Here is a 20,700-nt window from a genome sequence, read left to right as displayed (position 1 = left end):
CACGCACATCCATGAATCGCACTGCCTTCTTCACCGACGAACGCACTTTCTGGCACACCGGCGGCACGCACGCGCTGTTCTTCCCGGTCGGCGGCTGGGTCCAGCCGCCGTCGAGTGCGGGCTACGCGGAATCGCCCGATTCGAAGCGCCGCATCCTGTCGCTCGTGCAGGCGTCCGGCCTTGCCGCGCAACTCGACCTGCGCGGCGCCGAACCGGCCTCGACCGCCGACCTGCTGCGCATTCATCCGGCGCACTATCTCGACGCGTTTCGTGCACTCAGCGACGCGAACGGCGGCGACCTCGGCGATCTCGCGCCGTTCGGCAAGGGCAGCTACGAGATCGCCGCGCTGTCGGCCGGCCTCGCGATCGCGGCGATCGACACGGTCGTCGGCGAGCGCGCGGCCAATGCGTTCTCGCTGTCGCGGCCGCCCGGCCATCACTGCCTGCGCGACCGCCCGATGGGCTTCTGCATGCTCGCGAACATCCCGATCGCGATCGAGGCCGCCCGCGCGAAACACGGCATCGAGCGCGTCGCCGTGATCGACTGGGACGTGCATCACGGCAACGGCACGCAGTCGATCTACTACGACGATCCGGACACGCTGACGATCTCGCTGCACCAGGACCGCTGCTTCCCACCCGGCTACAGCGGCGCGGACGATCGCGGCGAAGGCGCTGGTGTCGGCGCGAACCTGAACGTGCCGCTGCTTGCGGGCAGCGGCGACGATGCGTATCGCCATGCATTCGAGCGGATCGTGCTGCCGGCGCTGGAGCGATTCCGGCCCGAGCTGATCGTCGTTGCGAGCGGCCTCGACGCGAGCGCGGTCGATCCGCTCGCGCGCATGCAACTGCATACCGACAGCTACCGGTTCATGACGCGCGCGGTAAAGGATGCCGCACGGCGCCATTGCGGCGGGCGGCTCGTGATCGTTCACGAAGGCGGCTATTCGGAAGCGTACGTGCCGTTCTGCGGACTCGCGATCGTGGAGGAACTGGCCGGCATTCGCACCGACGTCGCCGATCCGATGCTCGACCTCGCGATCGCGCAGCAGCCGGGCGAGCGGTTCGTCGCGTTCCAGCGCGAGCTGCTGGATGAACTGGCCGCGTCGTTCGGGTTGTAACACGCGGGAACCAACGTGACGGGGCCGGCATGCGGCGGCCCTTGCGCGATCCGTGCGGATGGGGTTTCCTGTGCTTTTACCCCCGTTCCGGCCCGAGGCCGCACTCTTCCGATGAAATCGTCTCCGCGCGATAACAACGACAATGCCAAAACGCGCCGCCAGCCTTCGAAGCTGGCGCTGAACATCGCCGCCGTGGCGGTCGGCCTCATCACGTTCGCGATCGGCGCGGCGTGGGTGATCTATAGCTGGATCGTCGATCGCGAAGCGCAGTATTTCGCGATCCCGCTGGTGTTCTCGGTGCCGGTGATCGTGGCGGTCGCGATCCGGAGTTTCTGGGAGTAGGCGCGCCAGAAACGACAAAGCGCCGCGGTCGGGCGACGCGCGGCGCCTCGTATGGAACTTGTTTCAGGTGAAGCGGTGATCCTCAGTGTTCGCTTGCGAGCCGGTCACAGGCCGGGGCGCGGGCACGGATTGGGGGCTGCGCCCTGATATCCGCCAGCGACGAGGCCCAGCGCGACACCGGCCAGCGATGTACCAAGCGCTTTCAGCGCGGTTTCCGTCGATATCTGTTCGCCGCTCGACATCACTCGCCCCGAATAGGCGGAGCACGCCGACGACGATGCAACCGTCTGTACGGGCTTGGCGCTCCATGCAACGTTGTCGGCAGGCGTATTGGCAAATGCCGGCGCGGCCAACATCAGCGCCAGAACGGAAATCGACATGCGTGCGGTGTTCTTCATCGGCGCCCCCTCGGGTGATGTGCGGTGTATTGGAATATTGGTGCCGATATTACACGCGGCCGAATTTCCATGTGCGCTCATACGGGCCTGCACGCCGGAGAAGGAACGGGCAGAAACGAAAAAGCGCTGCGGTCAGCCGACCGGCAGCGCTTTTTCGGGAACGGCACCCCTGACGGGTGCGCGTCCGACTTCTGGTGCTGAGGCCGGATTCACATTAAACCGCCTCACCCAGTATCTATTGGCTTTCGCCGAGTTCGTCTTTTCGAAATGCCCCCACATATGCCCCCTTGCGAAGAAGCTGTCAGTTTGTCGTTGTAACCAAACAACGAACTGACCAACTTTGATCATCGCGCAAGGAGATCGTCATGGCAAAGAACTTCGGTGGAGCATTTCGTGTTTCGTTGGCAGTTGCAATTCTGCTCGCTTGTGCCGCGTGCGGGGGTGGAGACGATCCAGGGCCTCTGGTAGCACGCAATGCGACGGCAGGCGGCCAAATTGGCCCGGTATTGCGTCCATGCGAAGCACCTGAAGCGCCCTGTCCGGCATCGCAGGCAGTCGGGCGCAAGTAGCAGACCGGAATGCAGCTCTATTCCACGACCGACACCGCTGCCTCGATCCGGAAGGCCTTCGCCGGATTCACCCATGTGCTGGTGAACCGCGGATACACGACAATCAAGCCGGTATTCTTCAAGAGCGCGTCGATCGCCGATCTCCCCGTCTACGTGTGGGCGTGGTGGGATCGCGCGAGCGACGGGCAATTAGCGAGATGGCGTGACAACGGTGGCGTGTTGCTCGATCGCTACACGTATTCGGATCGTGCCGGACCGGCAGACGTGCTCGTATTCGTGGAATGCCCAATGACCATGAGCAGGCTGACACGCTCTTACGCGAATACGTCCGAGTACACCGTGATCCCAGTCCCGCACACCTGGCGCGTACACGAGGAATGCATCGACCTCCGCACGCCGCGCACCGACGATCTACGCGCGATTTGGACCGCATGCCGAGGACAGCGGTTGACGGATGAGCAGATCGAGTCGAAAACCGGCATCCCTCGACAGCGCGTCACCTACATGCGCAAGAGCCTTAAGCCGGTCGAGGAATGGGAAATGCGCCCGCGGTTGGCTCCTGACGCACTTGGATTGAGGCCCGCTTGGGACTGGCTCGGAAACGGACGCACGGAGCTCAAGAAAGTGATCCGGGAAGGAGGTCACAAAGCCGCCATCAAGGAGATGGCGCGCCTCGGACACATCTCCTTGACGAAGTGGCAGGTCTACCGAAGCAATGACCCCGATTGGGATCTGCTCAAGCGAAAGCGCGACGCCGCTATTGCGGATCTGGCTGAAGTTCGATCACTTGTTGAGTCGCTTCCCGACCATCTTCAAGCTTGACGACGGTCTGGCGGATCTCTTTGATGCGCGGTGCATTCTGGTGATATAGCTGGTTCAGTTCCGACAGAGCCAGATCGATCTCACGATCGCCCACTGCTCGCTGTTCGCCACCGCGAAGCGCGATCGCCGCCTGCAATTTGACCTTCGCCATCGCAGCGCTGTCCTTTGGATCCATAGTCGCCAGGCCGTGGAGTTCTTCCAACCCGACGACCTTGTAGGCTCGCGACAGATCGGCTATGCGCGCCTCGAACTGCTCGCTGCTCATCCTTGAATAGGCGGGATCCACCTTGACCTTCTCGATTGCGGAAGCGAATCCTTGGAGCTCTGCCGACGCGCGGATGTAACAATCCAGCTCATGCGGAGTGCAATCGAGTGTCGACGCAGCGAGAAAAATGTCCCCCTTGGATTCGGTCAAGGCTGTCTTGATCGAGTCCTCGGAGATCAGTCCGGCGCGCATGGCTCGCCTCACTTCTTGCTCCGCTTCCGTTCCGGCAGCCCCTTCGTGGACTTGCCGTGCTCCGTGCGCACGAACTCCTTCCCGACTTTCTTCGGGATACCGATCTTCGACCCGCCCTCGGCCGCAGCGTGCATTGCGCGGTTCTGCGCTTTCGACTTCATCGGCATGACGTCCTCCTAGTACGAGAGCCCTTTCGCGTAACCCATCTGCTGCAGCTCGGGCAACTGCTTCTTCAGCCGGCCGACCCCGATGTCGGTGCGGTAGAACGGGCTGTTCGGGATCTTCACCTTCTTGATCGCGCTGTAGACCGAACGGCGAGCACCGGTGATCGTCTCGCCCGTGCCCGTTGCGATCAGCACATAGTCTCCGGCCGTTACCGGGCCCGGCAGGTCGACGACCTTGCCGTTCACCTCGCGCGGCGCGTTGCCCATCATGACCTCGGAGAAGTGCAGATGCTCCATGTCTTCGGCGCCATAGATCGGGATGCCGCACAGTTCCTTGTTCGTGATCTTCGAATACGGAAAGTCGGGCAACGCCATCAGGACCGAGATACAGATCTCATCCATGCGGATCTTCAGTGTGTCTCGGCCCTGGATCTTGTCGACCATCCACTGCGCCGGATCACCCTCGATCAGCGCGGTCAGGTTGTGACGGATTGGCCAGCCATCGCGCATCGTCCACTCGAGCGGATACGGTCCCTTCCCGTCGGTCGGGATCATGCAGTTCACGTCGACATAGCCGACGTATCCGATGCGCTTCAGATGCTCGGTGGCCGGCTTCAGCACCTCGTCGGCGAGCTTTGACTGACGGACGACGCGCACCGTGGTGCCCATCTCGCCGGTGTTCACGCCCAGGTCGCCGTTCATCAGCTTCTTGTTTTCCCAGTTCTCGACCCAGCCGCCTGACCAGCCGTCCGGCCCGAAGAAACCGCCCACGGCCATCTCGATGCCGCTGATCTTCTCCTGCAGGATGAAGCCGTCCTTGCGCGCGGCCGACCGGTACTTGTCGATCTTCTTCCAGCGTCCAAGCATGTACACCATGTCGGCCGCGTTGTCGGCAACGTACGACATTGCGCGCTCGCCGTCGCCGGACGGCTTAGACACGAATGCCTTGCCCTCCTTCTTCACGTACGCAATCGCGGTGTCGTAGTCGTGAAACGTCTTGCCTGGGATGATCCGCATCCCGCACTCTTCCATCACCTTCTGCCCGGCCTCGCGATCCAGTTCCCACTCGACGGCCGCCAGGTTGCAGCCGTAGATCGGGTAGCCGATCCGACGGTACGGCTCAAGCATCTCGAGGTAACTGACATTGTCGGGCGTGTAGATCAGGTCGGCCCAGCCGAGCCACTTCCGCCGCAGCTCGTCGTAATCGCGGATCTTCGGCACGAAACCCTCACCGGCGTGCCGGTCGGTGCCATCCGGGCGCGGCTTGTCGTACCAGAGGACCTGGTGCCCCCACTCCTGGCACCGCATCAGCCAGTCGAGGCAGTTCGAACCAACGTCGATCGCGAGAATTCTCATGGGGTGGGCGGTCGCTGAAGGAGTTGTTCGGTGATGGCGGGTCCGGCGCGGTTGTACAGGTTGGCCGCCGCCCAGGGCACCGCGGCCGCGGCCGGATTCACACCGAAACCTGCACCGCCAAGCAAACCCGCCACGATGCCGCGCTCCGCGGTGTTCGATGTGCCCGGCTCGCGCAGGAACAGCGAGCCGATGTCCGCCAACTTGCCCAGTTCGCCGCCCTGACCCATCGCCATCGCGCGCTTGCCGTATGCGTTCGACGTGGCCGCGCCCATCAGCGCCTTCGGGCTGATGTTCCCGCCTGGCGACTTCGCCACGAGCGGCTCGATCGTCTTCCCGATCGCGTACTGCCGGCGCGCGGTCGCGTAGCGTGCAGCTTCGTCGGCGGACAACTGCGGCAGGAACGTGTCTTCGATTTCGCCCTGCAGGTCGCTCAGCGCATGCCGTAGATCACCGTTCGACGTGTTGCGGATATTCGTCTTCAGCTTCGTCAAGAACGGCCGGAGCTTTGCTCCGTCGAGCTGGCGTGCGGCGGACGTCTCCCCACCACCGGCGAGTTTCTGACGGGGGCCGGCCAGCGCCTCCAGATCGTCGATGTAGCCCTGCACGACGCCCTGCACTTCCGGCAGCTGGTTGCCCTTCGCGCGCTGCAGGCGATTCAAGAACGCGCTGTCGACGGGGATGCTATGCGCAGCCGTGATCGCGTCGATTTCGCTCCCCGCCTTCTTCATGGCATTGGCGTACACCGAACGCGTCAGCTTGTCGCCTTCACCGCCGATCGCACTGATCAAGCGCTGGTTGAACACGCGCTGGTTCGCGCCCGATGTCTCACCGGAAAACGGTACGTCCGATGAGAGCTGCCCGGCGATTCGCCCGAATTTGTTCTCATACATCTGGTCCGGCCGGAAGCGGAAACCCATCTCGTGGGCCTCGCGCGCGAGCCGCAGCGTCTCCGGATCGACTTCCGGCAACGCGCGGGCAGCGCCCCGTACGGCACCACGTCCAACGGCGGCCGCGCCGGCGCGCGCAGCCCCTGTCGCCCCTTCGCCGGTTGCGAGCACGCCGCGCGGCACTTCCGGGATTCGCGCGATCATCGGCGATTCGACCGGCATGCCTTGCAGTGCGTGCATCAGCCCCGAATTGCCGAGCGCCTCGATGTCGGCGCGCCCGGCCTCGGTGCGCGGCTGATACGTCAGCTTGCCGGCCAGCGCAGCGCCAGCCCGGTCGCCTTCCTCGATGCCCTGCTGCGTGCCGTACTTGCCGCTCGTGAGCGTCTTGCCGATGCCGTATGCGGCTCCCACAGGCGCGGCCAGAACGCCGGTTGCTGCCGACAGTCCGGCCTCACCGAGCCCGACAGCGCTCTTGCCCAGACCGAGCAGCCGATCGGCAATGCTGTCGGCATGCTGCGGCGTCAAGCCCATTGCCGGGCTATCAGGCGGCAATTTTTCGAGCCCGGTAGCTGCCTTGACGGTCGGTGCCATTCCGGCGTACTTGTCCCATGGACCTGTAGCGGACGCAGCAGTATCCTGCGCGTATTTTTCCCACGGGCCGGCCATTACATCTTCTCCCAGTTGCTTTGCTTCGACGGATCACCGCCCTTGAATCGGTATCCTCCTTCCGTCGTGCCGACCGCCGGCGCACCCTCGCCGCGCCCGGAAATACGGGCTTTTTGCTGCGCCTGCACTTCGGCCGGTGCCTGCCGTGCAGCGGACATTTCCTTCTCCATGACGTTCAGCACCGCGTTCAGCTGCGCATCCGTGCTGGCGGTCGAGAGAAGTTCTCGTGCATGCTCCTTGTCCGATACTGTCGGCGTGCCGCTCGGGCTGATCGCGCGCGCGTAGGCGTTGATCGACGTGTTCAGAGCCGTGCCCAATGCCACCACGCGCGGATCGCCCGTGCCAGTTTGAGCGGCCTGAAGAGCCTTGTTCACGCCGGGGAATTCCGTGCGCGGCAGCGCGGCGGACGCCTGGCGAACGAGCGGGAATGTCTTCTGTGCTTCCGCCACGGCCATGCCGACGTTCGCCGCCTTCGTGGCCCCGGTACGCGCGGCTGCTTTCTCTCCCTGGAATCCGGCGTTCGCGGCTGCGATGTCCGCGCCAGTGCCCCCTGCCTCGCGCTCCTGACGCATGACCTCGCGACGCAGCGCGATGATGTTCTTCGCGCCCTGCGCACCACGGCCCAGGTTCTGGTACACCGACGTGTCGCCGGCGCGCGCCTGTTCAGCCAAAAACTTCAGGTCTTCGGGCGAGAACTTCGCGTCATCTCCACTCCCTAGCGCAATCGTCTGTTTGCGAAGCGCAATCGATTCAGCACGTAGAGCATTCGACTCGGAACGCGCCTGCCGTCGGTCTTCTCGGTTCAGCGCATTGTCCTCGGCACGCTGGTGCAGCGAGTCGTACCGCTCCTGCAACTGCGCGAGTTGCAGCTGACGCGTGAACTGTTGCTGGATCTGCGCGGCTTGCTGCTTCGCCTGCGAATCAAGGATCGGCGTGAGCTGCTGCAGGCCGGCCATCAGGTCAGCGCCGGACAGGCCCTGGTCCTTCAGCACCTTGATCGCATTGTCGAGCGTCAGTGGGCCGCCCGATTGCTGCGCGGGCGCCGCTGCGGCCGGGGGCGCAGGAATCTGAACAGGCGCGGCTTGCGCCGGCGAGCCGGTCGACGGCATCGGCTGGAACGGGGGCAGTGGCGGTTTGCCGGGCGCGCCCGTACCGCCCGCCATCCCTGCAGGCATTCCAGGGGGAAGCGGCTGCATCTGGCCAGGTGCAGCACCTGCCATCTGCGGCTGCGCCGACATGGACGGCTGACCCGGATTCGGCGCCTGCGGTGGAGGCGGCATCTGCGCGGGTTGCCCCGCGAGCAACTGCGGCAATGCGTTGCCCGCAGCCGTCAGCGCGGCCTGTTGGCGATCCCGCTCCTGCTGCTTCTGCTGGAACTCGGCGAGCTGCAACTGGGCATACTGACGCCGCATGGCGTCTTCTTGCGCCTGCTGCTGGTATTGAAGGAAGTACGGAAGCCCTGCAAGTCCGGCCATGGCTTACCCCATCGTGAAACCGTACGAGTTTCCGCCACCCGAGTAGTACGGGCTCGAATTGAACGCTCCGGTGAAGTCACCGCCGCTGAATGAACCAGACGCCGGGTTGAAATAGTTCGAAATGCCGTTCTGCACCTGTTGGTTGCCGAATAGCCCCGAGAGCCCCTGCGATACGAGACTTCCAGCTGCGCCCGCACCGGCCGCCTGGCTCTGGAATGGCACGGATTGCGCACCTTGGCCGTAGTTCATGTACGGAATGATCGACCCCATGATCCCTTCAGCCGGGCCGTACACGTTCTGGTTCATGAACGATCCGTACGTGTTCGCCAGCGAGCCCGGCGTGCCGGCGACCGACTGCCCGACGTTGTACGGCGTCGAGCCACCAAGCAGCGTATAGCCCGGCGCAGCCTCTGCCTGAGACGTTCCGAGCTCGCCGTAACGACCGGCCGTATTGGCCGCGCCGGTGTACCCCTGCAGACCCTGAAGCGCGCGCGATAGTTGGTTGTTCTGCCAGTCGATGTTGAAATTCGACAGCGCTTGGTTCTGCACGCCGGCGCCCGCCGCCGACGAGCCAAGCCCGTACATCGAGTTCGTCGCGCCGGTTTGCTGCGTGAGCTGGTTCAGCGTGCGATCGTAGAGCGCGCTCTGCGGGTCCAGTCCCATGTTGTAGACGCTCTGGCCGGCGCCGATCAGAGAGTTCTGGATGCCGAAATTCTGATCCGCCTGTCCAATCAGCCGATTACCCAGGCTCGTGTACTGCCCTCCCGCAACATTCGACGCGTTCTGATACGCACCTCCGTACATATCGTTCGCGGCCATCCCCCGCCCAAGCGAGGCTTGCGCGTACGGAGTCAGGTTGGTGTTCCCGTACATGCTGTTCATGCCCGACAGCAAGCCCTGCCACGTCGTATCGGCATTGCCCAGACCAGTCGGCACGTAGTAGCTCCCCCCACCCCCGCCGCCGCTACCTCCGGACGTCCCGGGCGAAAGCAACCCTGACACGAGCGACCCACCCACGCCCGCGGCCAAACCTCCGGCGACTGCAGCAAATGGCATGGCTCACCCCTTCATCAAGGTTTCGGGATCCGCCACGCTTTCGGCGTGAATGCAGAGCCACGTCAGATCCGTCAGCGCAGTGATGCGATGCGCGCGCCCCGCCTTCACTTCGAGCATGCACGGCCCGTGCAGTACCTGCAGCTCGCCGTCGACATCGAGCATCGCCGTGCCGTGCGCGAGATAGCTCAGGTGGTCGTAGTCGTGCACATGCTTCTGCACGTCCTCGCCCGCGCACAGCGTCTGCTCGCGCGCGTACACGCCGCCGGCCGTGAAGTGATGTTTGATGCTCATTTCTCGCACCGGATCGACACGATCAGCGTGATCCGATCGTCGTCGCCATCGTTGACCACCTCATGTTCCTTCGTGTTGTCGAAGTACCAGACATCTCCCGGCGCCATTACGACCACGTCATTCTCGACGCGGTTAATGCACTTCGGATTCGTCTGAAGCGGAACGTACAGCTTCGTGTTGTAGTGCTTCACGTGCCAACTGTCGTCCGCGTGCGGCAGGATACGTTTCCCGGCCGGCAGCTTCGTAATGAGAATGCCGCCAAGGCGTGTGCCCTCGACGCGCGCCATCAGGCCGAACACGATCGGGCGCACCTGCGGCAGTGCGTACCACTCCGGATAGAAGATCGCATCGTGAGCATCGTTGAATCCGGTGTAGTCGCCCGCTGCCTTGTACGGCTTCTCGTCGTTGTAGCGCAGCCAGATATCTGAAACGTCCGCGTGCGGGCTACCCTCCGCCGCAGTGCGAGCGGTATGGCGATCCCACAGGCCAGGTTGCCGGGCGATCGCAAGAAGCAGTGGCGCGGTATCGATGCCGGCGCCGATCCGGACGAGGTTGTTCATTTGCCTTTGACCTGCTGATAGACGTGCATGCCGCCGAGGCCGAGCATCCCGATCGTGATCGTCGCGAGCTGCGTGAGATCCATTTCCGTAAGGACGATGTGATGTCCGAAAAGCGCAGAAATATCACTCATCGCCGGGCGCAGCACGAAATTCCAGGCGTAGCCGGCCACGCACACCCAGCCCATCCCGCCGCGCCAGTGCTGCAGCGGGTCGGTGCTCTGCGCCTCGGCCTGGTTGATCTGCATCTGGCCGGTGATCTGCGCGAGCTCACCCGTTTGCTGAAGCTGGAGCAGCTGCAACTTCGCCGCAGCGGCCTGCGCCGGGTCCGGCCAGACGCGATCGATGATCTTCCCGACGACATCTGAGACTGCGGAAATCGGATCGAGGAATCCCATCACGCGGCTCCCTTCAAAAGGTTGTTGGCGATGCGGTTCGCCCATCCGTGGCTGAACGACGGCCAGCTGTGCAGATCGGCGAGGTATTTCAGCCGGTATGCGAGGAACCGTGCGACGAGCCGCACCGGATCCGTAGCGTTCACCGCAGCGATCGTCACCGGACCGATCCGACCGTCGGGCTTCAGCCCGGCCGCTTCCTGCAGCCATGTCACCGGCAGCCCGCCGTTGTACGCCGCGTCGAACACCTGGAACGCCACGCGCGGGTCGAACTGATCGCAGTAGTACGGATCCCAGTAGACCCGCTTCGCGATCAGCCGAGCGGTTGCCTGCGGCATCGAGCGCATGTCGCCGCCATACCCGTTCGCGCGCGCGACGCGGGCCGTAACGCCCCACATCGTCTCGCCTCCCGGGTCGGCTGGATTGTTCGAGTACCCGCCTTCATTGCCCATCAGGGCTTCGAAGGCGTCGTCGAAGCTGCTCATTTCAGAGCTTCCCGACCGCACGCAGGATCTGTTCGACCTTCTGCTCGGCGGGCGCCTCGGTATCGTTGACGATAGCCGCGATGTGCCCCTCGAGATCGGTAAGCTCCTTGGCAGCATTGCCGAGGCCGACGATTTCCTCGACCTTGTCGACGAAGGCACGGCCATCGTTTGCGAGCGCCTGGAACTTGGCTTCGATGACGGATTTGATCGCTTCGAGCATGACAACCTCCTAGAAGAATTTCTTGAGTCCACCGCCCGCGCCATACGCGGCAACAGCGACCAGGGCGTACATGAAAACGCGCCACGCTAGCCCGAGAATTCCACGGCCGACGTTGAGCTGAAAGCGTTGGGTGATGCCACTTTCAATCTGCTCGGCAATCGCCTTGACGTCGTCTTCGGTAAGAGTCCGGTTTCCCATGGTTTCCCCGATTTAGTTTGCGAATACGATATAGCCGTTTCCCGCCACGACTAGGCCGATGGCATGATCGTGAAGTTGTCCGTAACGCCGGCGCGCACGATATTTCCCGGATTGCTATTCACCTGCCACGACGTCGAGTTCTGTTTTCCCAGAACGATTGACGCGTTGGTCGTGATGTTCTTCAACAGGATGTTTCCATTCCAGTTCGGTGCGCTGCTGAATGAGATGGATACCGTCAACCCCGGTGCGCCTCCAGTCGTTGCCCCGAGCTGCGAGATCTGCCCTCTGAACCATGGCGATGAAAACGGCGCGATGATGCCTCCGCCCCCAGACGTGCCAGTCGCGTTACCGGTCGCCGTTCCCGTCTGACCTAGCAGATCGGAGAAGCTAACCGGAGCCCCGCTCTTCCCGGCGAGCGCGACCACCCACGAATCAAGAAGCGAGAGCGGCAATGTGCGACCCAATTCCGCAGCAATCTGCGACATGGATAGCGGAAACGAAGCAGGTAGCGTCATTTCTTCGACTCCAGCTTGCGCACGCGCGCCTCCAGTTCCTGAAAGGCAACGGCGAGGTAAGCAGATGCATTGCCGTAGGCGATGCTCTTGAAGCCCCTTTCGTCTTCGAAGATGAGTTCGGGCGCGCTCTCCATCATGTCGTCGGCGACGAAGCCGGCATGCCGCCGTTTGGTCTTGTCGCCCTTCCGTTGAAACGTGACCCCGACCCACGCCAATACCACCTCGGTGGCGCTTCGAATGCGCTTGACATGCGATTTCAGACGCCGATCGGAAGATGCGGTGAGTCCTGTCGCCGTGAAATTGCCGCCGTCATCCATGAAGGCGACGACTGCCGAATAGGCATTGTTGACCCACTCCATGCCGCCGGATGCCGATCGACCGCGCATATAGAAATAACTGCCGGTCGTATTTTGTAGGCCGACTTCCCCTTGGCCCGCACCGTTGATGTTGAAAAGGTTTCGCCCGGTGAATGAGGAACCCGTCACGCTCACGGAAATCGGCCCGGTGAACGCGGCGCCACTCAGCTGCGCATAGCTCCCGGCGGCCTGGGCGTTGGCGTTGACCTGATTGACGATGAAATTCAGGATCGTCATGACCTGCGACGCATCTGCGGTCGTACCGTTCTGCAACGTGCTCGGCAACGTGCCGATAATGGTGGTCATGGTTCAGCCTCGATTGGTGTATCCGGCATCCTGATACCGGGCGAAGAAGGTTCCGATTTTGATGGCGTTCACCGGGGTGGCTCGAACGTCGATCGACATCTTCTGGAATACGAGCGCGGTCGGCCACGGGATCGTATAGACGTGCGGAATGCTGGCGTTCGACGACCAGTTCCCGGATCCCCATAGGAACGATCCCCATTGCCCTCCGGACGAGGGCGTCATCGCAAACGTGCTCGCGAGTGTCGATTGCTGATCGTCCAGAGCGGTCAGACCGAACTGTGTTGCGGCGCCGGTCGATGACAGTTCGATCGTCGATTCCACGACCTGCACTTGCTGCATATGCCCTGTCTTCGGGAAGTTCGAAGATTGCAGATGGCAGACGAACGACGCTCCGGCGTCCAGGTACAACGAGTTCGAAGTGGGGATCGTCGTGCTCACGAAGAGCGCCGCCCCTTGCGACGCGCTGGAAAGTACGAACGATTCTCCGTACTGCGACGCGCAGTCATAGATGAACGTATGCGGCCCGTTCCAGCGCTTGCGCCGGATGTCATACCAGTAATCGTTCGTCTGCTGCTGACCCTGGATCAGCGTCGGTACGCAGGTTCTATACGTGTTGCCGGCGAATGCTGCACTGATACGCGAAGGCTGGGTCGCGTTCTGGAACGGTACCTGCAAGTCCGCCGGGAAATCCATTCCGGGCCGGCTAGATAGCGGTACCAGCGTGCCCAGGAAGTTCAGAACGTACGGCGCATCGATACCGGCGAATACGATGCCGAACGGGCCCTGCACGACGCTGCGCGGTGACACGCATCCCGTCGTCAGAGAAATGTAGTTCAGCGCGAGGTTATTCGTTGCCGGGTCGCCGGTGACTTGCCAGACCTGCCCCGCTTTGAAGACCACCAACGCACCGATCACGCCGGCAGTCGTCGTCTGGATCGGCAATCCCGACTGCACAGTGATCGGTGTCGTATCCCCTACGGTCACAGCCTGCGACGCATTCGTCCGCGTGAGCGGAGCGAGCGGATCGCTGAAATTCAGCACGTTGCCGACTGCGAAGTAGGCGCGGTTGTTGAAGTTTGCGACCGAAGTCGGCACGGCGGTAAGAGGGTTCGTCGCGAGGTTCGACGATGACCAGGCCGGCGCGGAAGGCGTCGAAATGTCGATCACGCCGAAGAAGTTCGATCCCGTGCCGCTGAAGCCCGGGTGCGTGATCAAGATCTTCGTACCCACGATCGCCATTGTCGGGGGTGTCCACGCCCCGCTCGTAGCCGGCGAGGCCGGTACATTCGCCGACGTCACCCCGCTGATCGTGATGAACGAGCTCGTCAGCAGGTTGAATGCGAACGGTTCGTCGAATCCCGCGGTGCGCGCCGTCGACACCATGCCGTATGCCACGTTCCCGACGACCGTATGCACAGAAACGAACGTCGGTGTGGTGAAACCACTGAACGTCGTGGCCGCGGCGCCTACGCCCGGACGCGCGACGATGAGCTCCGGATTGCCTTGGTCGAAAACGAGGTTGGTCAGAAGCTGGCATGCACCGGCGAAGGCGTCCGTCGCGTCGAATGCATCGCAGAGGCCCTTCGGCGTGAAGCGGACCGGCTTCGCGTTGCGGATAGCCATGGCCCTAGTCCGTGATCTTCGTCGGCTTCAGCGTGCGATTCGTGTGGAAGCGCCGCGGATCGAGCCGCACCGACTTGACGACCTGCTGCTCGTCGCCCTCCATGATGAGGTGCGTGCGCAGCATCGCTTCACATTGCGCGCGGAACGAGTCCTGACGGGCATCGTCCGTCTCGCTCATCAGCTCCGCGGCCGTAGCCTTGATTAAGTAGTTCTGGTCCGGAAACCACGGGATGACAGCCGACGACTCGGGCGTCGTGATGTCCGGCTGCTTCACCATGTATCGATGCGTCAGGACGATCTGCCCGGACGACTGCGGATAGATGAAAAGCTGTCCCGCCGAGTTGTTAGTCTGCGCTGTGGTTTCGTCGTACAGCAGGGTCATGAACTCGTACGGGTAGTTCGCGATCGAGGGGTCCTTGAACTCCTGGTCCCACTCTTCCGGCGAAATCGGATGCAGGAAATACGGCAGGTTGTTCTGTTGGAAGAACAGGTCGTACGTGCGCAGATAGTTCAGCGGCAGCGTGAACGGGCCGTAATTGTTCGCCTGCACTGTCACGAATTCAACGACCCGGTTGATCTTCAGGTCACGATGCAGCCAAAGGTCCTCCAGGACCATGTTCAGATAGATTCCGCCTTGCGAAAGCCATCCCGGCGCTTTCGCAATCGCGCATGCGCGCGCGACGATCTGTTGGGCCTGGAGGTAGGCCATTTCACGCTCCCGCGCGCGCGTCCGCGATCTTCTGGCGCGCCTTCGAGAGTTCGGCCTCGATGCCCTTCAGTTGCTGCGGTGCGTTCTTCAGGTTCGCCTGCTCTTGGCTCGACAATGCTTTCGAACCCGCCTTGCCGGCGGTCTTCGCGTTGTGGCGTTCGAGCAGATCCGCGTATGCGCGCGCGACGTCGTCACGCGCCTTTTCCCACTGCTCGATATGGGCTTCGAGGACCGGAATCTCGAGCATGCGTTGCTGACGCTGAAGCGCTTCGCGCGCCAGGTCCATGCGGCTGTCGAGGGAATCCTTCGATTCGCCCTCGACCAGATATCCGCTGGCCGAGAGCTGCGCCTGATTCGGCGCCGGGAGGGTGATCGTGAAGTTGCCGATCACCGTTGCAGCCGTAACTTCCTGAGAGGCTTGCGACATGGTCTTCCTTTCGGGGTGGGGGATTACGATCGTGCCCAGGTCGGCACGGGGCCGCCTCCGAGCACCTTGTTCTGCGCCTGCCGGTACGGGTTGAACGCGTGCCCGTTGATGTCGTTCTCGTGCACCCAGGTGCGCGCAACCATTTCCTTGATCGAGCGCAGGGTGTCCGTGTCGAACTTGTACGTGTGACCATGCAGGTACGGCGTGCCGTTGATCTTCAGGTGCTCACCGCCGCACGGCGCGAGATCGATGCGATACCACCAGAGATCCGTCTTGCCGTCCTCGGCCTTGCCGGCGAAACGCTCGACGACGCCCGACGTCAGCAGAGCCGACTGCGCTTGCGCGGACAGGCGTGCCGACTCTTCCTCGGCGATATCCTTCTCCGCGCCGAGCTTGGCGTTTTCTGCTTCGAGCGCCTTGATGCGCTCCAGCAGCGCTTCGCGGCTTTCGTCGAGCGGCGCTTCGGCTGCGGCTTTCGACACCGGACCGGCGCCGCCAAGAAATTCGTCGGCATCAGCCGACTCGGGAGCCGGTTTTGCCGGCTCCTGCGAGTTACGTGCGGCCATCAGTTACTCCTTACGGGGTGGTCACGGTACCGCCCTGGTAGCCCGGCGCGAATGCGGAGCCGCATTCGACGCGAGCCAGGAAGGCCGTGTTGAGCAGAATCGAGCCGTAGAACACCTTCCACGACACGACCCGGGTTTGGTTCAGCGGATCCGACTTGTCGGCCCCGGTCAGGTAGTGGAACTCGGGATTCTCGAGCAGCACCTGGCCATAGCTGTGGTTGCCGATGAAGAGCACCGGGAACACCGACACGCCGTTCGCCGGCGCTGCCGGCGGCGTCTGCGTCACGCCGATGCCCGTCAGCGTCACCGTCTGGTTCGGCTGCAGCTGCGTCGCCTGACCAGCGAGCACGCCGGTCACTGGCACGCCGTTGCCGATCGCGGTGGCGAGGTTCGCCGGGTTCGCGGTCGTGCCGATGTAGACGTTGAACACGTAGTTCGGGAACGACGGCAGCGTCACCGAGATCGAGCCGGTCGGGCCCGTCACGCTAATCGACGACGACACCTGGTAGATCGTCTGCTCGACCGACGTGAGCGCCGGCGCGGCGGTGACCTGCACGTAATACGTGCCGGTCGCTAGCTGACCGCCGGACGTCGACGCGGTGCCGTTGATCGCGGCAGCGCCCGTCCAGTACGGCATCATGTTCGTTTCGCAGAAACGGATGCCGCCGAAATCGCCCAGCTCGTTGTTGTAGAGCCGGTTCACGTCGCTGTACGCCCAGGCTTGCTGAACCGACGAGTTCTCGCGCATGTCCTGCGCCGAGAACGGGCTGATCAGCGCGACGTAGTGCTGCTTGACGCGCGGCGTCTGAGACGGATCGCGGTATGAGCCCGCCTCGATCATCATGTCTTCGCGCTCGTCGCCGTTGAAGCGCGGCACGCCGTAGGCGGCCATCGACGCGAACAGGCGGTTCGACTCGTGCGGCGACATCACGTTGGACGCCGTCAGGGCGGCGCGGTTTGCGGCGCCTCCGGCGTAGTTCACCTGCGGCGCGGACAGCAGCGTATTGAGCGTGTTGCGCTCAAGCGTTTCCGGCATCTGCAGCGACACCAGCTCGCAAGCTTGCTGAAACAGCGGATGCTTGATCGTGAGGTTCGCCACGTCGGTGATGATGACGCGGTCGCCCCACTGCTGCGCGGTCGCACTGACCTGTTGCAGCGTCATCGCCTCACCCGGAGGCGCGACGCCTTCCTGCAGCGGCGCGTACGGCAGCGGCAAGCGCTGGTAGCGCGACGCGGTGTATGTCGTGCCGCGATTCGTGTCGAGCTTGAGCGGCTTGCCGAACTGGTACGCAACCAGTTGGCGGCGCGCGAGCGGCTCGACCTCTTCCTGGATGTACGCTTCAACGTCAGCCGTAAAACTCGACGACTGGTTCGTCACCCCGGGGAACATGAAGCCCGTCAGGAGGGCCAGAATTTTCGTCAGCATGGTGTCCTCGTGCTGGTCAGATGTTCACGTCAGCCAGACGCGCGGCGCGCTTCTGGTGTTCGGTTTGCCCTCGGCCGGCCGGAACCGTCGAGCGCACGCCCGGCGTCTTGCCGCGCGGTACATCGGCGGCGGCCGATTTCGCTTTTGCCTTTGGCTTCAACTTGCCGTCCGCGATGTCCTTGCCGAGCATGTAGTAGTAGACGGCCTCACGCGAGGCGTTGCGACCTTGCCGGCGCTCTTCCAGCACCGCAGCTTCGACGCGTTCGCGATACCGCGCGCGATGTGGGTCGGCCGCGATCTTCGCTTCGAACAGCGTTTGATCGCGCAGATCCTGCGCCTGGAACAGCGCCGCTTGCGCAGCCTGTTGGCTTTGACGTAACGTGCGGTTCGACTGGATCTGCCAGCGCTCTATGTCCGTCGTATTCGGATCGCGCAGACGCGCTTCTTCGGTTTCGAAATCTCGATCCGGAGCAGGCGGCGCGGAGGTGCGTGCAGCGTCGACCAGCCGGCCGCGCCGCTCTACTTCCGCCTCGAGCGCGGCCAGACGATCCGCATCGGACGTCGAGCGACGCGTGGGCGTCGCCGGCTCGACGAAATCGAAGTCGAAATCGTCATCCTGAGCATCACCAGCGGAAGCGTCAGCGCCAGGATCGCCGCCGCCAGCATCACCAGCGCCAGCGTCGTCGCCCCCAGCGTCAGAACCAAGATCCGACGGATCGCCATCATCAACGCCGGGAAACAGAAAACCGAGAAGTCGCTTCAGGAGCTTGTTCATGCCCGTCCTTATGCGTTGCCCGCACCAACAGCCTGGATGCTGGCCGTTGTCGCGCTGGTGATGGTGACCACGAAGTCACGGAAGACCGTCGTGGCGATGGTCATCGTGCCGGCCAGCGTCCACCCGGTATTCGTCGTCACAGTCAATGTCTGCGTAGTAGCAACGTTGATGATCCGCAGTTGCCAGGTCATACCCACCGGATTGGCTTGCACTACGGCGGGGAGCGCGGCAATCAGATTGGCGACCGTCGGCAGCGTGATCGCACCGCCGGCGCCGAAAGTTCCGGTGAAGGCGAGAAAGCACTGCGCGGCGCCACTGATTTCGGTTGCCGAAAGTGTCTTCGATGCTGTCGCCGCGTCCGCGTTATAGATCGCTTCCTGCAACGGGTTGATGCCGAGAATCGAGGCATTCAAACCGATCTGATCGGGCAACGCACCATTCATCGGCACGTTCGGGTTCTGACCGGGGCCGATAGCCGGGAAGATGAGGCCAATCAGACGGGCCAGGATGGTTTTGCGCACGATGATCTCCTGATCAGGGTTCCGAGATTTGTATAGCGGTTTCCCGACTTCTCAAACATCATCGAATCCTCCGGGCCCTAAGAAAGCCAATAGCGTTCATCGTGCTTGTGCCGAAGTTTGATTGACCACCACAACGGATAGTCGTAGTAGACGACAAGCTTTCTCGGACAACGGGCGTCGCGATGAGCTGCCCTGAACCAGTGGTGAAAATCGAGACGAGAGTGGTGCCGTTGCCCACGGCCATCGGGTTAGTATTTGCAACGGTATTGACGCCAGCCACGAGCGCTGACACTGTGGTCGAGGCATTCGGCACGAATGAAACCGTGCATTCCGTATCCCAATCGCCGGCCGTCAGGGAAAGAGTCGCGAGGTCAACGTAACTGCCGCTCGTCAGGCCCGTGGAACTTCCTGTGACGCTCTGGTATTCACCCACGCTCCCAGCATTGGCGTTGTCGTTCGTCGTGGTGCCGACGATGCCCGCGGTAGAAGATGGGGTAATGCTCCCTGTGAATGTCGACGTGCCAGGCCCGATTTGCAAGGAAGCCGTCGAGTTCGGAACAACCGTCAGCGGAAACTTATTGTTCGTGCCATCGTGAATGTAAAAATTCCCACCCGACGCCATATTCCACGACCAAGTTTGGCCGCCGAGAGTCCACGTAATCTGATTGCCTTCGGTACCATTCAGGACGACCCCACCACCGGAAAAGGTTGTGGTCGGCGTCGTACCGGTGCCAATCTGGAAAGCCTGAGCCTGACCGTTGAGGAACGTGATCGGCAGATACGTGCCCGTTCCGGTGATCGTTTCCGTGAATGTGTATCGGTTATTTACATAATCCGTGCCCATCCACAGATGTTGCTCCGCTCCCGGGGTGGGAGACATCGTTACGCCAAGGAATGCATTGTTCGTGCTGGCCGGCCGATACAACGTGAGGTTCGTATCATATCCGGCGGTCCCGCTTGGGTTCATCCCTTGGAATACTGCCGTATTGATGAAATCAGACCGAAATGCGATCCCGTCACTTACGTTCGTATCAGACGATGGGATAAAGCCGCCCTTCGACAACGTCGAGATGAATTTCGCGGTGCTCGAGCCAGTGCCGCTAAATACCAGAACATTATTCGCATTGTTATTCGCGTTAATTACATCTGATCCGTTCGTGATACTGAATGTTCCGCCGATCGAAGAGTTTGTGAAGACGCTATTACCACTGGTAATGGAAACGTTCGGCAATGTCGCGCTGGAAATTGTCGGGGACGTGGAAAGCACGACCGACCCGGTACCGGTAGCCGTGGTGGTTCCCGTTCCACCCGATGTAACAGCCAGCGCATTTTGCAGCGTCACATTTTTGTATGTCGGCGACGGGTAGCTCTGAGCGAGCACCGCAGTTTCCAACCACAACAGAACGAAAATTGCGAAAAGCAGTTTCTTCATGGCAACACCAATGCAAGAGTTCCGCCGTCATTCCAAAGAGTTCCGACCGGGCCCGGCGACGTCGGCAAGCTGAGGAACCATGCAGTCATGAGCGCGGAGAAGACTGGACCCGCTCCGTTACCAAGTGTGTTCAGCGCGCCCGTCGTCTGATTCGCGAGCGAATTGATCGCGGCCTGGATCTCGTTCGGGGGAACGTCCTTGCCTTCCGCCCTGACCTGATAGGGGGTGATGTGAAATGCATCAGACATGGAGCGCCTCCAGCCTTTCCTGTGAGCTCGGATGCAGCGCGCTGCCGGGATGCGGGTGCCGGCGCAAGAACATACGCATGCCTGCGGCTAGGCCCTGCTCTTTCACGTACTGATCCGCCTCCAGTTCTTGCTCACGCACGCGTGCGAAGACCCACTCGGGGCGAAGAACGAGTTGCAGCGTCATCAGCCACCAGAGGCGTCGCCACGGATCATGTCGAATCAGGTGTGCGCGCTCGTGTGCAATCACGGCATCCTTCTCGATCTCCGTCAGCGATCGAAAGAAGATGCCGGTCTGAATGGTTCCCCACGGCGTGCATCGGGCGACGAAGCGTTTCAT

Annotated in this window: 28 protein-coding genes; 3 read left to right on the top strand and 25 right to left on the bottom strand. The window is 62.5% G+C overall.

Features of this window, described 5'->3' with window-relative positions:
* Nucleotides 1–11 precede the first annotated feature (11 nt).
* Together JYG32_RS03320 and JYG32_RS03315 are read left to right on the top strand one after the other, a co-directional pair.
* Nucleotides 12–1,121, top strand: a complete 1,110-nt coding sequence (locus JYG32_RS03320) for a class II histone deacetylase (RefSeq protein ID WP_213264641.1) — start codon at nucleotides 12–14, stop codon at nucleotides 1,119–1,121.
* Between the two features lie 111 nt (nucleotides 1,122–1,232).
* Nucleotides 1,233–1,463, top strand: coding sequence for a hypothetical protein (locus JYG32_RS03315; RefSeq protein WP_111016799.1), 231 nt, complete (start codon nucleotides 1,233–1,235; stop codon nucleotides 1,461–1,463).
* A gap of 104 nt (nucleotides 1,464–1,567) precedes the next feature.
* Here the strand turns inward: JYG32_RS03315 and JYG32_RS03310 are convergent, their stop codons facing one another.
* Nucleotides 1,568–1,861 (bottom strand): hypothetical protein, encoded by a 294-nt coding sequence (locus JYG32_RS03310; protein WP_174382117.1) that lies wholly within the window; start codon nucleotides 1,859–1,861, stop codon nucleotides 1,568–1,570.
* A 578-nt stretch (nucleotides 1,862–2,439) separates the two neighbouring features.
* Between JYG32_RS03310 and JYG32_RS03305 the strand changes: the two genes are divergently transcribed.
* On the top strand, nucleotides 2,440–3,252 hold the full coding sequence (locus tag JYG32_RS03305) for a hypothetical protein (protein WP_213264640.1): 813 nt from the start codon (nucleotides 2,440–2,442) through the stop codon (nucleotides 3,250–3,252).
* On the opposite strand, the gene JYG32_RS03300 is transcribed toward JYG32_RS03305, so the two are convergent.
* The 24 genes from JYG32_RS03300 to JYG32_RS03185 form a co-directional block, all read right to left on the bottom strand.
* On the bottom strand, nucleotides 3,188–3,709 hold the full coding sequence (locus JYG32_RS03300; protein WP_213264639.1) for a hypothetical protein: 522 nt from the start codon (nucleotides 3,707–3,709) through the stop codon (nucleotides 3,188–3,190). The genes JYG32_RS03305 and JYG32_RS03300 overlap by 65 nt on opposite strands.
* An 8-nt stretch (nucleotides 3,710–3,717) precedes the next feature.
* Nucleotides 3,718–3,876 carry a hypothetical protein gene (locus JYG32_RS03295; RefSeq protein ID WP_213264638.1) on the bottom strand — a complete coding sequence of 53 codons (159 nt, stop codon included), beginning with the start codon at nucleotides 3,874–3,876 and terminating at the stop codon, nucleotides 3,718–3,720.
* A 9-nt stretch (nucleotides 3,877–3,885) separates the two neighbouring features.
* The gene (locus JYG32_RS03290) at nucleotides 3,886–5,229 is read right to left on the bottom strand and encodes a hypothetical protein (protein WP_213264637.1); all 1,344 of its coding nucleotides are present in this window, start codon (nucleotides 5,227–5,229) and stop codon (nucleotides 3,886–3,888) included.
* Nucleotides 5,226–6,707 (bottom strand): hypothetical protein, encoded by a 1,482-nt coding sequence (locus JYG32_RS03285; RefSeq protein ID WP_213264636.1) that lies wholly within the window; start codon nucleotides 6,705–6,707, stop codon nucleotides 5,226–5,228. The genes JYG32_RS03290 and JYG32_RS03285 overlap by 4 nt, the downstream gene beginning before the upstream one ends.
* 74 nt (nucleotides 6,708–6,781) lie before the next feature.
* Nucleotides 6,782–8,257 (bottom strand): hypothetical protein, encoded by a 1,476-nt coding sequence (locus JYG32_RS03280; RefSeq protein ID WP_213264635.1) that lies wholly within the window; start codon nucleotides 8,255–8,257, stop codon nucleotides 6,782–6,784.
* Nucleotides 8,258–8,260: 3 nt separating this feature from the next.
* On the bottom strand, nucleotides 8,261–9,193 hold the full coding sequence (locus JYG32_RS03275) for a hypothetical protein (protein ID WP_213264634.1): 933 nt from the start codon (nucleotides 9,191–9,193) through the stop codon (nucleotides 8,261–8,263).
* Nucleotides 9,194–9,316: 123 nt separating this feature from the next.
* On the bottom strand, nucleotides 9,317–9,604 hold the full coding sequence (locus JYG32_RS03270; RefSeq protein ID WP_213264633.1) for a cupin domain-containing protein: 288 nt from the start codon (nucleotides 9,602–9,604) through the stop codon (nucleotides 9,317–9,319).
* Nucleotides 9,601–10,164 (bottom strand): aspartyl/asparaginyl beta-hydroxylase domain-containing protein, encoded by a 564-nt coding sequence (locus JYG32_RS03265; protein ID WP_213264632.1) that lies wholly within the window; start codon nucleotides 10,162–10,164, stop codon nucleotides 9,601–9,603. Before JYG32_RS03265 ends, JYG32_RS03270 begins: the two co-directional genes overlap by 4 nt.
* Complete coding sequence (locus tag JYG32_RS03260; protein ID WP_213264631.1) at nucleotides 10,161–10,559, bottom strand: 3TM-type holin; 399 nt, start codon at nucleotides 10,557–10,559, stop codon at nucleotides 10,161–10,163. The genes JYG32_RS03265 and JYG32_RS03260 overlap by 4 nt, the downstream gene beginning before the upstream one ends.
* Nucleotides 10,559–11,041 (bottom strand): glycoside hydrolase family 108 protein, encoded by a 483-nt coding sequence (locus JYG32_RS03255; protein ID WP_213264630.1) that lies wholly within the window; start codon nucleotides 11,039–11,041, stop codon nucleotides 10,559–10,561. The genes JYG32_RS03260 and JYG32_RS03255 overlap by 1 nt, the downstream gene beginning before the upstream one ends.
* Before the next feature lies 1 nt (nucleotide 11,042).
* A complete protein-coding gene (locus JYG32_RS03250; protein ID WP_213264629.1) occupies nucleotides 11,043–11,261 on the bottom strand; it encodes a hypothetical protein in 219 nt (72 codons plus the stop codon).
* Nucleotides 11,262–11,270: 9 nt separating this feature from the next.
* A complete protein-coding gene (locus JYG32_RS03245; protein ID WP_059549433.1) occupies nucleotides 11,271–11,459 on the bottom strand; it encodes a hypothetical protein in 189 nt (62 codons plus the stop codon).
* A 50-nt stretch (nucleotides 11,460–11,509) separates the two neighbouring features.
* Complete coding sequence (locus JYG32_RS03240; protein ID WP_213264628.1) at nucleotides 11,510–11,974, bottom strand: hypothetical protein; 465 nt, start codon at nucleotides 11,972–11,974, stop codon at nucleotides 11,510–11,512.
* Nucleotides 11,971–12,636, bottom strand: coding sequence for a tail fiber domain-containing protein (locus JYG32_RS03235; protein WP_213264627.1), 666 nt, complete (start codon nucleotides 12,634–12,636; stop codon nucleotides 11,971–11,973). Before JYG32_RS03235 ends, JYG32_RS03240 begins: the two co-directional genes overlap by 4 nt.
* A gap of 3 nt (nucleotides 12,637–12,639) precedes the next feature.
* The gene (locus JYG32_RS03230) at nucleotides 12,640–14,259 is read right to left on the bottom strand and encodes a hypothetical protein (protein WP_213264626.1); all 1,620 of its coding nucleotides are present in this window, start codon (nucleotides 14,257–14,259) and stop codon (nucleotides 12,640–12,642) included.
* A gap of 4 nt (nucleotides 14,260–14,263) precedes the next feature.
* Nucleotides 14,264–14,968: a hypothetical protein gene (locus JYG32_RS03225; protein ID WP_213264625.1), complete on the bottom strand. Its 705-nt coding sequence runs from the start codon at nucleotides 14,966–14,968 to the stop codon at nucleotides 14,264–14,266.
* Between the two features lies 1 nt (nucleotide 14,969).
* On the bottom strand, nucleotides 14,970–15,395 hold the full coding sequence (locus JYG32_RS03220; RefSeq protein WP_213264624.1) for a hypothetical protein: 426 nt from the start codon (nucleotides 15,393–15,395) through the stop codon (nucleotides 14,970–14,972).
* A gap of 23 nt (nucleotides 15,396–15,418) precedes the next feature.
* Nucleotides 15,419–15,961, bottom strand: coding sequence for a hypothetical protein (locus JYG32_RS03215; RefSeq protein ID WP_213264623.1), 543 nt, complete (start codon nucleotides 15,959–15,961; stop codon nucleotides 15,419–15,421).
* Between the two features lie 10 nt (nucleotides 15,962–15,971).
* Nucleotides 15,972–17,387, bottom strand: coding sequence for a N4-gp56 family major capsid protein (locus JYG32_RS03210; protein ID WP_213264622.1), 1,416 nt, complete (start codon nucleotides 17,385–17,387; stop codon nucleotides 15,972–15,974).
* A 16-nt stretch (nucleotides 17,388–17,403) separates the two neighbouring features.
* Nucleotides 17,404–18,162: a hypothetical protein gene (locus JYG32_RS03205; protein WP_213264621.1), complete on the bottom strand. Its 759-nt coding sequence runs from the start codon at nucleotides 18,160–18,162 to the stop codon at nucleotides 17,404–17,406.
* Between the two features lie 8 nt (nucleotides 18,163–18,170).
* Nucleotides 18,171–18,683: a hypothetical protein gene (locus JYG32_RS03200; protein ID WP_213264620.1), complete on the bottom strand. Its 513-nt coding sequence runs from the start codon at nucleotides 18,681–18,683 to the stop codon at nucleotides 18,171–18,173.
* 58 nt (nucleotides 18,684–18,741) lie between these two features.
* Nucleotides 18,742–20,115 carry a hypothetical protein gene (locus JYG32_RS03195; protein ID WP_213264619.1) on the bottom strand — a complete coding sequence of 458 codons (1,374 nt, stop codon included), beginning with the start codon at nucleotides 20,113–20,115 and terminating at the stop codon, nucleotides 18,742–18,744.
* On the bottom strand, nucleotides 20,112–20,363 hold the full coding sequence (locus tag JYG32_RS03190) for a hypothetical protein (RefSeq protein ID WP_213264618.1): 252 nt from the start codon (nucleotides 20,361–20,363) through the stop codon (nucleotides 20,112–20,114). The genes JYG32_RS03195 and JYG32_RS03190 overlap by 4 nt, the downstream gene beginning before the upstream one ends.
* Nucleotides 20,356–20,700 carry a M48 family metalloprotease gene (locus JYG32_RS03185; RefSeq protein ID WP_213264617.1) on the bottom strand — a complete coding sequence of 115 codons (345 nt, stop codon included), beginning with the start codon at nucleotides 20,698–20,700 and terminating at the stop codon, nucleotides 20,356–20,358. The genes JYG32_RS03190 and JYG32_RS03185 overlap by 8 nt, the downstream gene beginning before the upstream one ends.

Source organism: Burkholderia pyrrocinia, assembly GCF_018417535.1.
Lineage (GTDB): Bacteria > Pseudomonadota > Gammaproteobacteria > Burkholderiales > Burkholderiaceae > Burkholderia > Burkholderia pyrrocinia_E.
The sequence above is the reverse complement of the archived record's forward strand: the minus strand, read 5'-3'. Positions and strand labels throughout refer to the sequence as shown.

Coding starts and splice junctions, on each gene's coding strand:
- JYG32_RS03250 (WP_213264629.1), bottom strand. CDS start 11,261: ATGCTCGAAGCGATCAAATCCGTCATCGAAGCCAAGTTCCAGGCGCTC.
- JYG32_RS03205 (WP_213264621.1), bottom strand. CDS start 18,162: ATGAACAAGCTCCTGAAGCGACTTCTCGGTTTTCTGTTTCCCGGCGTT.
- JYG32_RS03220 (WP_213264624.1), bottom strand. CDS start 15,395: ATGTCGCAAGCCTCTCAGGAAGTTACGGCTGCAACGGTGATCGGCAAC.
- JYG32_RS03310 (WP_174382117.1), bottom strand. CDS start 1,861: ATGAAGAACACCGCACGCATGTCGATTTCCGTTCTGGCGCTGATGTTG.
- JYG32_RS03315 (WP_111016799.1), top strand. CDS start 1,233: ATGAAATCGTCTCCGCGCGATAACAACGACAATGCCAAAACGCGCCGC.
- JYG32_RS03320 (WP_213264641.1), top strand. CDS start 12: ATGAATCGCACTGCCTTCTTCACCGACGAACGCACTTTCTGGCACACC.
- JYG32_RS03190 (WP_213264618.1), bottom strand. CDS start 20,363: ATGTCTGATGCATTTCACATCACCCCCTATCAGGTCAGGGCGGAAGGC.
- JYG32_RS03300 (WP_213264639.1), bottom strand. CDS start 3,709: ATGCGCGCCGGACTGATCTCCGAGGACTCGATCAAGACAGCCTTGACC.
- JYG32_RS03260 (WP_213264631.1), bottom strand. CDS start 10,559: ATGGGATTCCTCGATCCGATTTCCGCAGTCTCAGATGTCGTCGGGAAG.
- JYG32_RS03240 (WP_213264628.1), bottom strand. CDS start 11,974: ATGACGCTACCTGCTTCGTTTCCGCTATCCATGTCGCAGATTGCTGCG.
- JYG32_RS03215 (WP_213264623.1), bottom strand. CDS start 15,961: ATGGCCGCACGTAACTCGCAGGAGCCGGCAAAACCGGCTCCCGAGTCG.
- JYG32_RS03270 (WP_213264633.1), bottom strand. CDS start 9,604: ATGAGCATCAAACATCACTTCACGGCCGGCGGCGTGTACGCGCGCGAG.
- JYG32_RS03210 (WP_213264622.1), bottom strand. CDS start 17,387: ATGCTGACGAAAATTCTGGCCCTCCTGACGGGCTTCATGTTCCCCGGG.
- JYG32_RS03245 (WP_059549433.1), bottom strand. CDS start 11,459: ATGGGAAACCGGACTCTTACCGAAGACGACGTCAAGGCGATTGCCGAG.
- JYG32_RS03230 (WP_213264626.1), bottom strand. CDS start 14,259: ATGGCTATCCGCAACGCGAAGCCGGTCCGCTTCACGCCGAAGGGCCTC.
- JYG32_RS03195 (WP_213264619.1), bottom strand. CDS start 20,115: ATGAAGAAACTGCTTTTCGCAATTTTCGTTCTGTTGTGGTTGGAAACT.
- JYG32_RS03185 (WP_213264617.1), bottom strand. CDS start 20,700: ATGAAACGCTTCGTCGCCCGATGCACGCCGTGGGGAACCATTCAGACC.
- JYG32_RS03290 (WP_213264637.1), bottom strand. CDS start 5,229: ATGAGAATTCTCGCGATCGACGTTGGTTCGAACTGCCTCGACTGGCTG.
- JYG32_RS03305 (WP_213264640.1), top strand. CDS start 2,440: ATGCAGCTCTATTCCACGACCGACACCGCTGCCTCGATCCGGAAGGCC.
- JYG32_RS03295 (WP_213264638.1), bottom strand. CDS start 3,876: ATGCCGATGAAGTCGAAAGCGCAGAACCGCGCAATGCACGCTGCGGCC.
- JYG32_RS03285 (WP_213264636.1), bottom strand. CDS start 6,707: ATGGCACCGACCGTCAAGGCAGCTACCGGGCTCGAAAAATTGCCGCCT.
- JYG32_RS03265 (WP_213264632.1), bottom strand. CDS start 10,164: ATGAACAACCTCGTCCGGATCGGCGCCGGCATCGATACCGCGCCACTG.
- JYG32_RS03225 (WP_213264625.1), bottom strand. CDS start 14,968: ATGGCCTACCTCCAGGCCCAACAGATCGTCGCGCGCGCATGCGCGATT.
- JYG32_RS03280 (WP_213264635.1), bottom strand. CDS start 8,257: ATGGCCGGACTTGCAGGGCTTCCGTACTTCCTTCAATACCAGCAGCAG.
- JYG32_RS03235 (WP_213264627.1), bottom strand. CDS start 12,636: ATGACCACCATTATCGGCACGTTGCCGAGCACGTTGCAGAACGGTACG.
- JYG32_RS03255 (WP_213264630.1), bottom strand. CDS start 11,041: ATGAGCAGCTTCGACGACGCCTTCGAAGCCCTGATGGGCAATGAAGGC.